This window comes from Flavobacterium sp. UMI-01 (assembly GCF_019656315.1).
In the GTDB taxonomy this organism is placed as follows: Bacteria; Bacteroidota; Bacteroidia; order Flavobacteriales; family Flavobacteriaceae; genus Flavobacterium.
Map to the genome: position 1 here is coordinate 666,051 of NZ_BPLU01000038.1, position 12,672 is coordinate 678,722.

Annotated in this window: 9 protein-coding genes; 3 read left to right on the forward strand and 6 right to left on the reverse strand. The window is 37.5% G+C overall.

The genetic code is table 11. From position 1 onward, the window contains the following. Window positions 1–305 precede the first annotated feature (305 nt). The 6 genes from K5R64_RS12880 to K5R64_RS12905 form a co-directional block, all read right to left on the reverse strand. Window positions 306–857, reverse strand: a complete 552-nt coding sequence (locus K5R64_RS12880) for a chlorite dismutase family protein (RefSeq protein ID WP_220763970.1) — start codon at window positions 855–857, stop codon at window positions 306–308. Window positions 858–1,085: 228 nt separating this feature from the next. Continuing rightward, entirely contained in the window at window positions 1,086–1,892 is an 807-nt protein-coding gene (locus tag K5R64_RS12885) for an ABC transporter ATP-binding protein (RefSeq protein ID WP_220763971.1), read from the reverse strand. A gap of 193 nt (window positions 1,893–2,085) precedes the next feature. Further along, window positions 2,086–2,961, reverse strand: a complete 876-nt coding sequence (gene ntrB, locus K5R64_RS12890; protein WP_220763972.1) for a nitrate ABC transporter permease — start codon at window positions 2,959–2,961, stop codon at window positions 2,086–2,088. 165 nt (window positions 2,962–3,126) lie between these two features. Beyond that, entirely contained in the window at window positions 3,127–4,359 is a 1,233-nt protein-coding gene (locus tag K5R64_RS12895; protein WP_220763973.1) for a CmpA/NrtA family ABC transporter substrate-binding protein, read from the reverse strand. A 32-nt stretch (window positions 4,360–4,391) separates the two neighbouring features. Further along, window positions 4,392–5,819, reverse strand: coding sequence for an alginate export family protein (locus tag K5R64_RS12900; RefSeq protein ID WP_220763974.1), 1,428 nt, complete (start codon window positions 5,817–5,819; stop codon window positions 4,392–4,394). A 262-nt stretch (window positions 5,820–6,081) separates the two neighbouring features. After that, window positions 6,082–6,786, reverse strand: a complete 705-nt coding sequence (locus tag K5R64_RS12905) for a Crp/Fnr family transcriptional regulator (RefSeq protein ID WP_220763976.1) — start codon at window positions 6,784–6,786, stop codon at window positions 6,082–6,084. Between the two features lie 164 nt (window positions 6,787–6,950). Here K5R64_RS12905 and K5R64_RS12910 point away from each other — a divergent pair, with 164 nt between their 5' ends. From K5R64_RS12910 to K5R64_RS12920, 3 genes are all read left to right on the forward strand, one after another. Next, window positions 6,951–10,466, forward strand: a complete 3,516-nt coding sequence (locus K5R64_RS12910) for a nitrate reductase (protein ID WP_220763977.1) — start codon at window positions 6,951–6,953, stop codon at window positions 10,464–10,466. Window positions 10,467–10,598: 132 nt separating this feature from the next. Beyond that, window positions 10,599–12,041 (forward strand): rubredoxin, encoded by a 1,443-nt coding sequence (locus K5R64_RS12915; RefSeq protein WP_220763978.1) that lies wholly within the window; start codon window positions 10,599–10,601, stop codon window positions 12,039–12,041. A gap of 19 nt (window positions 12,042–12,060) precedes the next feature. Continuing rightward, window positions 12,061–12,609 carry an acyl-CoA thioesterase gene (locus K5R64_RS12920; RefSeq protein ID WP_220763979.1) on the forward strand — a complete coding sequence of 183 codons (549 nt, stop codon included), beginning with the start codon at window positions 12,061–12,063 and terminating at the stop codon, window positions 12,607–12,609. Window positions 12,610–12,672: the final 63 nt, after the last annotated feature.

Genomic DNA, 12,672 nt, shown 5'->3' on the forward strand with positions numbered 1-12,672 from the left:
TGTCCAACATAAAATGAAGTCTATTCCACTTCCCGAAGAATGTTAAACTTTACTATCACTGCTGCAAATATCTTCAACTTTTGTTAAGAACGTTTCAAAGCGTACAACAATTAACAAGCGATAAAACCCTTTGTCGAGTTTCTTAAGGAGTAACCTCCTATCATCGGTAAGACAAGATTGGGTTACTAGACTTAAAACTTAGGGAATCTGTGTTTTTTTCTTAGTGAGCCTTTGTAAAAAAACCATTAACTCTTGCGCAACCCTTAAAAAAAAAATCAGTACTTGTTCTAAAAAGTGCCTCCTCTTTACTCTACTTTCCTTAACCGAATATCGATTTCTCGGTCAATGTATTGCCATTCTTCGGATTGTCGTAATTTTTTAAGAAGTTCATTAAAAGCGGGTTCGTCCTCGGGGGCAAATTCGAACCAAGTTAAAAAATCAAAAGGCTCTCCTATATCTCTGGAATGAAATAATTTACGAGCTATTGCGGGCAAATACTGCATTCCGATATGAGTATGTCGGGATTGATTTTCCATTATTTTTCGGCGTTCGTCTTGAGCGAGATTCCACCAAGCGTCGTTTTTACGAATGGGAATCAAAGCCGCACAAGTGGCTTGAGAGCGACCTAAATCTTCTTGCACAGCTACTAACTGATCTTTATCAGCTTTTTCAGTATAACGCAAATTGCTCACAATTCCCTTTAGCGACCAAATCCCTTCAAAACGATTGAGTAACGAGCTAGAAATCTTATCCACATGTGTTACTTTGGGCAACGAATCTCCTTTTAATGTTGTCATTTGGAGCACTTTCCACTCACCGGTAGTTCCTCCTATAAAATCAAAAATAGTGTTAGTCATCAACATTTTTTGGTGTTTGGGAACCTCATTTTAGTCAGTACCAAATTTTTTGGGTTCCTATTATTTTTTCTATTACCTAAATATAACGATGTCATTCTATTTATTTACCACCCTAAAACAGGCATTAATTTGTTATTCAACTTATTAAAATAGGCGAAAACACAAAAAATAAAAATCCCTATTGTTCTAGTGCAATAGGGATTTTAGAAACAAACAAAACAAATTAAACTAATTTTTATACTTCATTCCCATATCTTCGATTGAGAATTTATCGGTCAATAAATGCAACAATCTATCTCTTAACTCGATATATTCGGGCATTTTTACGATTTCGATTTTGTTACGGGGTCTTGGCAAATGCACCTCAACAATCTCTCTGATGGTAGATGCGGGCCCATTATTCAACACGACGATTCGGTCAGATAAAAACAAAGCTTCTTCAATATCGTGTGTAATCATGATAATGGTTTTCTCGCGATTATCTAAGTTCCATAATTTCAGTACCTCCAACTGCATCGAGCCTTTGGTTAAAGCATCCAAGGCTCCAAAAGGCTCGTCCATTAGCAATACCCCGGGATTGATGGCAAAAGCACGAGCAATAGCTACCCTTTGTTTCATCCCTCCAGAAAGCTGCCCTGGCAATTTGTCTTTGTGTTCAAAAAGGTTTACCATTTTGAGGTTTTTCTCCACAATAGCATGTTTTTCGGCAGTAGTTGCTTGCATTACAGAATCCACTACCTGAAAGATATTTTGATATACGGTCAACCAAGGCAAAAGAGAATAATTTTGAAAAACGATTCCTCGATCAGGTCCTGGTCCTTTGATGCTCTTACTGTCCAATACGACTGAACCTTCAGAAGGAGTTAACATCCCTGCAATAGCATTTAAAATAGTTGATTTTCCACATCCTGAATGTCCGATGATGGATATGATTTCGCCTTTTTGAATCGATAAATTAATATCTCTTACGGCTGTATATTTCCCTTTTGGTGTTGGAAACGAAATTTCCAAATTTTTTATTTCTAAGTAACTCATGATGTTTAATTTTAGTTTGTTTATTGTAAAAATACTTGGTTTGGAATAAGCCACTAATTCACGTTTTTTTTTAAAACCACGGATTAAAAGGATTTTTTTTCGAATAAATCAATTGTGTTTTTAATCTGTGTAATCTGTGGTAAAAAAAACTTAGAATCTTAGTGCCTTAACATCTCAGATTCTCAGAATCTTTTTAAGCTTTATAAGCCACTTTGTTTTCGATATAGGTAAACAATTTATCAAAAAGCAATCCCACGACCCCAATGATGATGATGGCCGAAATTACTTTTTCAAGGCTCAATGCGTTCCAACTGTCCCATACAAAGAATCCAATTCCAGCACCTCCTGACAACATTTCGCCCGCTACAATAACCAACCAAGCAACGCTGATACTCAATCGCAATCCTGTAATAATGTGAGGCAAACTAAAAGGAATCAAAATTTTAGTGAGGTAACGCATTTTAGAAAACCCAAATGCTTTGGCTACATTTTTATGGTCTTGTGCCAAAGAGGCAATACCAAATGCTGTATTAATCAAAGTGGACCACAATGAAGTGATGAAAACGATAAAAACCGTAGCCAAACCTGTGTCTTTGAAAACCACTAATCCAATTGGAAACCAAGCCAGTGGTGAAACGGGTTTTAACAATTGTACGATGGGGTAAAAAATTTGTTTACACACCGTACTTGCTCCCATCAATATCCCAATAGGTATCGCAACTAAAGAACCTAAGAAGAAACCGGTCACTACCGTTTTAATCGAATTGATCAACTGCAATCCTATTCCTTTATCATTAGGACCATAATCATAAAATGGATCGCTAATCATTTCGTACAATACCGTGAGTGTTGCTAATGGGCCTGGTAAAGCATCTTTAGTTACCGCGCTAAGCAATTCCCAAAGCCCTCCAAAAATAATTAATCCCAAGGCCGCAAACACTGCCGATTTAGACTTTTCTACTATCTTTTCACCAATTACTTTTAATTTTTTGGCTCCTTCTCTGCTAGGTGCTACCGAGGTATTTTTTACCTCTTCAAGTGTTCCTAATGTTAATTCTCTTTCTGACATAATGCAAGCTGTTTTAGTTTAATATTGTTTTGTTGTATTTGAATTGGGGCAATCTTTCTTATTATTTTATATCATCAAACACTAGAAGTTTGATCTTTGAATGCAAAAAGGCGTTTCAATGGTATTTTTTGAATTACTTGAAACGCCTTTTCAAGTGGGTGTAAATTATTTTTTTACTACTTTTAAATAAGCCTCTGGATTGGCAGGATCAAAAACTGTTTTATCCATTGTCAATGAAAAAGGTTTCATATCATCAGTAGGCATTTTGATTTTCATGCTTGCGGCTACTTCTTTATACAAATCTTGAAGGATTAATTTATCCGCAATTGCTTTATAATTAGGGTCATCTTTTAAGTAACCAAAACGTACAAACTGTGCCATTGCCCAAATAGCGTGAGATTTTTTAGGAAAATTTACCATTCCACCTTTGTGGAACAACATATAGTCATTGTCGTAAATTTCAGTTCCAAGATTACACCCTAAATCATAGTTCCCCATCAAACGGTTTTCAATTACCTCAGCTGGTGCATTTACATAAGGCGCTTTCCCGATAATCGACGCTGCTTTTTTACGGTTAGCTGGTACATCAAGCCATTTACACACTTCGATTACCGCTTTCATTACTTTTTTTAGCTCTTCTTTACGTTTTACAGGAAAATCTTTGTTGACTACCAATGCTTTTTCAGGATGGTCTTTCCAAATGTCTTGTGTTGCGATTTGAGTAAATCCGATTCCTTGCTTTACAGCTACACCCCCCCAAGGTTCACCAACACAAAATCCGTCCATGTTTCCTACTTTCATATTTGCTACCATTTGTGGTGGTGGGATAGTAATGATTTTAGATGTTTTTTGGTTCACCCCAGCGATAGCTAACCAGTTACGCAACCACAAATCGTGAGTTCCTCCAGGGAAAGTCATCGCAAAGGTTACTTCTTTCTCTGCTTTTAATTTGGCTGCTACCACAGGCGCAACTTTATTCATTTGTTTGAATCCTACTTTTCCACAAAAGTCATTGGATAAGGAAATTGCTTGTCCGTTAACATTCAGCATCATGGCGATTTTCATTTCTGAACCTGCTTTTCCACCTACTCCCGTATAAACTGAAAAGGGCATAGAAAACAAGCAGTGGGCTCCGTCCAACTCTCCTGTCAAAATTTTATCACGAACATTGGCCCATGAAGATTCTTTGGTAACAATTACCTCTACTCCGTATTTTTTGAACAAGCCAAGTTCTTTGGCCATTACAATTGGAGAACAATCGGTTAAGGGAATAAAGCCTAGTTTGATTGGATCTCCCTGAGCATTCACTTTCATTACAGATAATGAAAACACAGTAACTACAGCTGCCAACAGCACTTTTGAAAAACGCATTGTTGTTTTTTGAATTGATTTAATCATGGTAAACATTGTATTAATTGTTATTGTTTGTTTTATTTTTTAGCTAAGAAATCCGGTTTGATATTGAGCATCACATAAGCAAATTGAGGTGTCAAATTAGCATTAGTCACATTCTTCACCGCGGCAGAGGCCATTGAATTGGTTGCTTTCATTACAGCATACCCTACCTCAAGGTTGATGATTTTTGTCACATTATAACGCATGGTAAGATCGACCTCAGTCCCTAAGTAACTGTTTAATGTACCCCCTGAACCATTAGATAATTTATTTCCAGCTTCAAATCCGTGTACATCTACAAGGAAACTCAGCTTGTCTTTGGCATTGTATTTTACCTTGAAGAAGTAGTTCAACAATCCTTGATTACCAAATCCATTAGCTGCATAGAAGTAATCCATATATCCCCAAAACTTGTGTGGTGTTCCGTATAATGGATCAAATCGATTGTTTTGAGTCGCTGTTTTTGTTCCGTCATTACCTGATAAAAAGTCAATTCCTGGACCTACAAATAGTTTACGACTGACTTGATAAGTAGCCGTTATCGACCCCATTTTGGCACTGATAGAATTACCGTCCTTATCATGTCCGCCTTGATAGTAAGCACTTCCGGTTAAGTTCAGTTTTCTAGTAGGCATCACATTAAAGTAAAGCCCTGTAGTGTTACGACTCCAAACTCCTTCTCCATATACTTTGGAAGTTACCGGTGGCGTTCCCGAAGCCACATTGGTGTATCTGTTGAAATCGTCTTTGAAAAACAAGAAAGAAATATCTCCAAAGAAGAATTTTTTAGCTAAATAGGTATATTGAAAAGACTTATACATTGTTCCAATACCATTGGTTCCTGCTCCGTAACCCGTAGGCACACCATTGTAAACGGTTCCCACATTTTGTTCTTTATTTTGATTAAAAGCCAAACCTGCATCAAACAACCAACCTTTATTGGCATATTTAAAAATAATTGCATCGTGTCTTCTTCCTTGTTGCAACCAATCCAAACCTCCAATAACTTTTTGATCATCATAGGAAATGTCTTGACGACCTATTTTTAAAGACATTGTATAACTTTTGTTAAGCGTATCTTTGAGTGAAACATCTACCCAAGCTTCGTTTAGCATGATGCCATCATTAGCATCTGTGGTGATTTTATTGATTGAAGAAGCATCTTGACCAAAGACTCTCACGTCTTGAATAGAGGTAAAAAATTTGAATCGATAAGCAGTGTATCCAACATTTAATCGGGTTCTTTGACTATTAAACAATCCCGCTTTTTGACCGTCTTTGGATAAGGTTCCTTGACCATCACGCACTTCGGCTCTTTCTCTAATTTGTCCCGTAGCGGTAAGTTGCGCTTGAGACTTTTGATAACCAAATACTGTAAATGCAATTCCAAATAAGATTGTTTTGGAAAAATTCCCTTTTTGTATCCCCTGATAAAAAAGTGATTTTGCTTTTGTCCATTCCATAGTTACTTATATTTAATTTTAGTATGGAGCAAATCTATATAAGTATTTATACTTAAAAACTACCTAAAAAACATCCTTTAACAGCTTTTTTTAACCAAAAATCTAGTCGAAAAATAAGTTTAAAAGGTGCTAAAAAACATACTTCAACAAAAAAGCCCAGTAAATACTGGGCTTATACAAAATACGATACGTAGTTTACAATACGTGAAAGAGCCTAAGGGTGGGGTTATGAGACACTAAAAATTGTTCTTACGGGCTCTTTTTACAAATTATAATGCTCTTGAATTTCCAATTTTAAGGCGTTTATATCTTTGAGGCTAATGCGTTTGCCTACAGTGCTAATCAATTGTTCTTTTTTCAAACTTGACACCACCCTAATCACTTGCTCTTCAGTAGTTCCAGCAAAATCAGCAATTTCCTTTCGGGACAGGTCGATACCCATAACACCTGTAGCTTGTCCAAATTTTCGATGGATATACAAAAGCGTATCAACAACACGCTCTCGAACGTTCATTTGGGCAATTTTTCGAATATTGTTCTCGCTTTTATTAAGTTCTTCAGCATAAAACAACATCAAATCAAAGGTGAGTTCAGGGATTTTTCGAAGCATTTCGAGCATGTCATCGTTACCAAAGTTACAGAGTACGGTATCCCCCAAGGCAAAGGCCCCAATCAAATAGCGCTTACAAGTTCCAAAGCCTCTAAAACCTACGGTATCACCCTCTTTGGCAAACCGAACAATTTGTTCCCTTCCATTAATACCCGTTTTTACCGTCTTCACCTTGCCTTTGTACACAAAAAACAATCCCTGCATGGGCGCACCTTCAATGATAAATTGTTGGCCTTTTTTACACAAAAAAAGGTGTTTTATGTCAATATATTCTTTTATTTGTACTAAATGAATGTGTTTTTTGATGAAACAATTTTCATTTATACAAGTACTACAAATTGCTAAATCTTCTTTCATGAGTAGAAATTTTAACCGATAACAATATAAATGGGTACTAAATATTAAGATTCTCCAAAAATATAAAAAAAAAGACCTTTATTACGTATTTATACGTAAAAATACTTATTTTTACAACTTCAAAAAACAAGACCAAGTTTTAGTAACAACAAAGTAGTTCAACGATGCAAAATTCAGAAATAAAAACGACCTGTTCCTATTGTGGTGTAGGATGTGGAATAATTGTCACCAATGATTCTAAAAATGGAGTAAGCGTAAAAGGAGATAAAGACCACCCCGTAAACAGAGGTATGCTTTGTTCAAAAGGAATGAACTTGCATTATGTTGTTAATGACACTTCGGATCGAATTCTTTATCCTGAAATGCGATGGAGCAAATCCCATCCTAAAGAACGTGTAAGTTGGGACGATGCCTTGGAGCGTGCTGCTGCCGTTTTTTCATCAATTATCAAAAAACACGGCCCTGATAGCGTAGGGTTTTACATTTCTGGACAATGCTTAACCGAAGAATATTACCTTGTTAACAAACTCGTTAAAGGATTTTTAAAAACCAATAACATCGACACCAACTCCCGACTTTGTATGAGTTCAGCTGTGGTGGGATACAAAAAAACCTTTGGTGAAGATTCGGTGCCCATTGCCTACGAAGATATTGAGCTTGCCGATACGTTCTTGATAACCGGGGCAAATCCTGCTTGGTGTCACCCAATTCTTTTTAGAAGAATCGAACAACACAAAGAGAAAAACCCAAAAACGAAAATTATTGTGGTGGACCCACGCAAAACGGACTCAGCACTCAATGCTGATTTACATTTGCAAATCCTTCCTGGTTCAGATATTTACTTGTACCACGCCATCGCCAAATGTTTGATTGACAAAGGGTATATTGATAATGATTTTATAAAAAACCACACTGAAAATTTTAAGGCTTACAAAGAATTAGTCGTGAATACTTCTTTGGAAAAAGCATCTCAATTGTGTGGTATCTCGATTAGTGACATCAAACAAGCCGCTGAAATGATTGCCAAAGCCAAAGGATTTTTATCGCTATGGGCAATGGGATTGAACCAAAGTGCCATAGGGGTCGATAAAAACACTGCTTTATTGAACTTGTCCTTGTTGACAGGACATGTAGGAAAACCAGGTTCAGGCCCCTTTTCTCTAACAGGACAACCCAATGCTATGGGCGGTCGCGAAGTGGGCGGAATGGCCAATTTACTTGCTGTACATAAAGAACTAGCCAACCCTGAACACCGTCAGGAAGTAGCCGATTTTTGGGGTGTGGACGCCATTTCAGAAAAACCAGGTTTGACCGCCACAGAAATGTTTGACGCTTTAGAATCTGGAAAAATGAAAGCCGTTTGGATTATTTGTACCAATCCATTGGTGAGTTTACCCGATGTCCGTAGAGTTGAAAAAGCATTAGAAAACGCCAAATTTGTTGTCGTTCAAGATATTTCACATAAATCAGACACTTCAAAATACGCTGATTTGTTGCTTCCTGCTGCCGGATGGTTAGAGAAAGAAGGAACCATGACCAATTCTGAAAGACGTATTTCGTATTTACCAAAAGGGATAAATCCTCCTGGCGAAGCACTTTCGGATGTAGAAATCCTGACTCGTTTTGCTAAAAAAATGAATTTCAACGGATTCAATTTCAATTCAACCGAAGAAATCTACAAGGAATATTGTGCTTTGACCAAAAATACCAATATCGATATTTCGTTTCTTAATTATACCCGTTTGAAAAACGAAGGTACTTTTCAATGGCCTGTTCCTGATTATGGACACCCAGGAACTCCTCGTTTGTTTACGGACAAAAAGTTTTATACGCCTTCGCAAAAAGCGATTTTCAATTTACCTACTTCCATTGACAATACCTCTGAACAACCTACGGACAAATATCCTTTTATCTTGACCACAGGCCGCATCAGAGACCAATGGCATACAATGACTAAAACCGGAAAAGTAGCCCGATTGCTTTCTCACATTCCGAGTCCCACACTCGAAATCAACCCCATTGATGCTTTCAAAACAGGAATTGAAGATGGCGACATTACCATCGTTCAAAGTAAAAACGGCGAGGTGCGTGTCAAAGCCAAAGTGACTGATTCTATCAAAGAAGGAGTGGTTTTCTTACCAATGCACTGGGGAAAACAATTGGAAAACGATTTGAACCGAACCAACAACTTGACCAAAACGGTTGTGGACCCTATTTCCAAAGAACCCGACTTTAAATTTACAACCGTATCCGTTTCGAAATACGAAAAACCTTTTCAAAAAATAGCCGTAGTAGGTGCTGGAGCGGCTGCTTTTAGATTCATCCAAAACTACCGCGAAATCAACACTACGGATGAAATCATCGTTTTCTCTAACGAAGAAAATCCGTTTTACAACCGCGTATTGTTGCCAGAATATGTAACCGATGAACTGTCTTGGGAAAGTTTGCAAAAAATCAAAGAAGACTCATTAAGCAAACTCAACATTACTATGAAATCCGGTGTTGCCATCAACAACATCAACAAATCTGAAAACTTAATTACCGATAGCAACGGAATCACGCATAGTTATGATGCTTTGATTTTAGCCACGGGAAGCCGACCATTTGTACCTGAAAATGCACAATTGCATTTACCAGGCCGTTTTACCATGCGTAGAAAAGAAGATGCGGACCGTCTTAAAAATTACTTAGACGGAACCAAACTCGCTCCAGAAGAACAACACGTAGTGATTGTAGGTGGCGGTTTGTTAGGACTAGAATTAGCCGCAGCTTTAAAACATAAAAAAGTAAAAATTACCATCATCCAACGAGCTTCTCGATTGATGGAACGCCAATTAGACCGTATTTCCTGCAAATTATTGGCCGAAGAAGTGCAATTGCGAGACATTCAAATTTATTTTGACAACGAAGTCAGTACAGTATTCGAAACTGACAATGCAAACGAACTGGAAATTGGCCTTAAGAGTGGTCGAATCCTCACTGCCAATGCCATTGTATATACCATTGGAACCATCCCAAATATTGAAATCGCTAAAGAAACAGGACTTATTTGTGGTCGTGGAGTCAAAGTTAACCAATACTTACAATCCTCTCAACCTAACATTTATGCCATTGGGGAAATCGCCGAATTCAACAATCAGTTATTCGGAATCACCTCAGCAGCTGAAGAACAAGCGGATATTTTGGCTAACTTTATAGCTGGTGACATCAGCAGTTATTACAAAGGTTCGGTCTTGATGAACATCTTAAAACTAGAAGACATCAACCTGTGTAGTATTGGTCAAATTGATTTCCCTGAAAATGATGATTCGTACGAAGAAATTATTTTCTCAGACATGAAAAAAAGATACTATAAAAAATGTATCGTTAAAAATGACTTGCTAGTGGGCGCCATTTTGATGGGAGACAAAAACGAATTTGCCGAATTCAAAACCATGATTGAAAGCAAAATTGAATTGTCTGACAAACGAAACATGCTCCTTCGGGGAAGCGCTTCGAATGCCAAACCAGTAATAGGAAAACTCGTTTGTTCTTGTAGCCAAGTAGGAAGCGGAAATATCGAAGAAGTCATCAAAGGCGGTTGTACCAACTTTACTGAATTATGTAAAACTACTGGTGCAGGATTAGGCTGCGGAAGTTGCAAAACCGAAGTAAAAGAATTATTGGCAAAATGTAATTAAAAAATTAGTGGTCAGTAGTCAGGTTTAAGTGGTCAGTTATTTGAATTGAAATAATGGCAAGTCCTTTACAAAATCAATGGATTACTACTTAAACTGAAAACTAAACACTGAACATTGTAAACGAGATTGAACATGGAACTAACACGATTGATAGTAAAAGGAGGCGTATTATCTCCAGGAGAATTAAGAGAGATTGTAAATATGGCAATGGATCAGGGACTGGAGACTATTTCTTTCGGTTCTCGTCAGGATATTATTTTCCCACAAGGATTACAGCATATTGACAAAGAGAAAATGGGCAACCACCATTTTGTTTTTCCTAATGAAACCAGCGGAAACAACATTGTTTCCTCCTATGTTTCCACTGATATTTTCAGGCATACCCCTTGGTTGACGGGAAATAAATTTTTGTATGTACTAGAACAATTCAAAAAGCAACCCGACTTAAAAGTAAACATCACCGACCCGAAACAGCAACTTGTTCCGTTATTTACAGGACACATCAATTTTATAGCCTCAGAACATGAAGATTATTGGTACCTCTACATTCGTTTGCCCAAATGGGAGCGTATGGAAGTTTATCCAGTACTGATTTACAGCTGGGATATTGCCAAAATTTATTACGAAATCGAAGAGGTAGTCAGCAAAGAATCTTGTGGTATTGACATGATTTTCAGCTTGGTTAGTGAAGCTTTGGATACTAATAACAGAACCATCGACAAACCTCTAAATGTACCTTTCTATCCTTTTCCGTATTACGAAGGAATGAACCGATTGGGAATTGACCAATATTGGTTAGGATTGTACTGGAGAAACAACCTCTACGATTTGAAATTCCTAAAGGAAATGTGCGATTTATGCTTTGATTGCAAAATTGGTAAAATCTGTATTACTCCTTGGAAATCATTTATCGTAAAAGGAATTCCAAAGGACAAAAAACTCGATTGGGAAAAATTCTTAGGTAAAAACGGTATCAATGTACGTCACTCATTATTGGAATTGAACTGGCATTTACCGGTAGCGACCGAATGGGCTCTGAATCTCAAAACATTCCTAGTACGTACCTTGGACCAATTTGACATCAGTACCTATGGATTGACTTTTGGAATCTCAGACTACAACCGTGAGGGACATTATTTCACTTCAATCGTAGTTGAAAAAAACAAATTACCCAAAGACTTAGAATCCATAAAAATACGAGATACATTCAACGTGCTTCATGCTAAAAATTTTGACCCCAACAGCCGTGAATACATCATCCACGCACAAGATGTGGACAAATTAGAATTGCCTAATATTTTGATTGAATTGAGTCGAAAATACTTCAATCAACTCGGAAACATTGTTGCTGAAAACAACAACGAAACCACCCCTATCAAAAAAGAAAACACCGTCCAGGATGTGTACCAATGCTCAGAATGTTTAACCGTTTACAACTCAGAGTACGGCGACTTGATTCAAGGAATTGCCAAAGGAACCTTGTTCAAAGACCTGCCTGAAACCTATTGTTGCTCGCTATGCGAAGCACCAAAAAATAATTTCATAGCTTTGACCAGCGAAACCCAAGAAATCTAAAAATACAAAGTAGAAACACATGGAAAAAACATTTAAAACTGTAAGCTCTTCACACATAACGATTTCCGAATTGATGTTACCCTCACACACTAACTTTAGTGGCAAAATTCACGGAGGTTATATTTTGTCTTTAATGGACCAAATTGCCTTTGCCTGTGCTTCAAAGTTCTCGGGAAACTACTGTGTAACAGCTTCTGTAGATACGGTGAATTTCCTAAAACCCATCGAAGTAGGTGAATTAGTGACCATGAAAGCCAGTGTGAATTATGTAGGTAAAAGTTCGATGATTGTAGGGATTCGAGTAGAAGCCGAAAACATTCAAACAGGTGTTATCAAGCACTGTAATTCCTCTTATTTCACGATGGTTTCCAAAGACAAAGAAGGCAACAACTCCCCTGTCCCAGGACTCATCTTGACCACGCTCAAAGAAGTGAGCCGTTTCCAGAATTGTTTGCGCCAAATCGAAATGAAACGCATCCGCGAAGAACAAAAAAGCATTGCTACCTTTGGTTCCATCGATACCATTTTGAACTCCAAAAAATACAATATCAAGGTCGAGTTGCAGTAGTCACAACGCTTCGGGAGTACAATACTTTGTCAGGCTGTCCCGACACTTCGGGAGTACGAAGCA

Excerpts from the sequence above, each read along its gene's own strand:
- K5R64_RS12885 (WP_220763971.1), bottom strand. The coding sequence starts at position 1,892 with ATGAGTTACTTAGAAATAAAAAATTTGGAAATTTCGTTTCCAACACCA.
- K5R64_RS12920 (WP_220763979.1), top strand. The coding sequence starts at position 12,061 with ATGGAAAAAACATTTAAAACTGTAAGCTCTTCACACATAACGATTTCC.
- ntrB (WP_220763972.1), bottom strand. The coding sequence starts at position 2,961 with ATGTCAGAAAGAGAATTAACATTAGGAACACTTGAAGAGGTAAAAAAT.
- K5R64_RS12915 (WP_220763978.1), top strand. The coding sequence starts at position 10,599 with ATGGAACTAACACGATTGATAGTAAAAGGAGGCGTATTATCTCCAGGA.
- K5R64_RS12895 (WP_220763973.1), bottom strand. The coding sequence starts at position 4,359 with ATGATTAAATCAATTCAAAAAACAACAATGCGTTTTTCAAAAGTGCTG.
- K5R64_RS12910 (WP_220763977.1), top strand. The coding sequence starts at position 6,951 with ATGCAAAATTCAGAAATAAAAACGACCTGTTCCTATTGTGGTGTAGGA.
- K5R64_RS12880 (WP_220763970.1), bottom strand. The coding sequence starts at position 857 with ATGACTAACACTATTTTTGATTTTATAGGAGGAACTACCGGTGAGTGG.
- K5R64_RS12905 (WP_220763976.1), bottom strand. The coding sequence starts at position 6,786 with ATGAAAGAAGATTTAGCAATTTGTAGTACTTGTATAAATGAAAATTGT.
- K5R64_RS12900 (WP_220763974.1), bottom strand. The coding sequence starts at position 5,819 with ATGGAATGGACAAAAGCAAAATCACTTTTTTATCAGGGGATACAAAAA.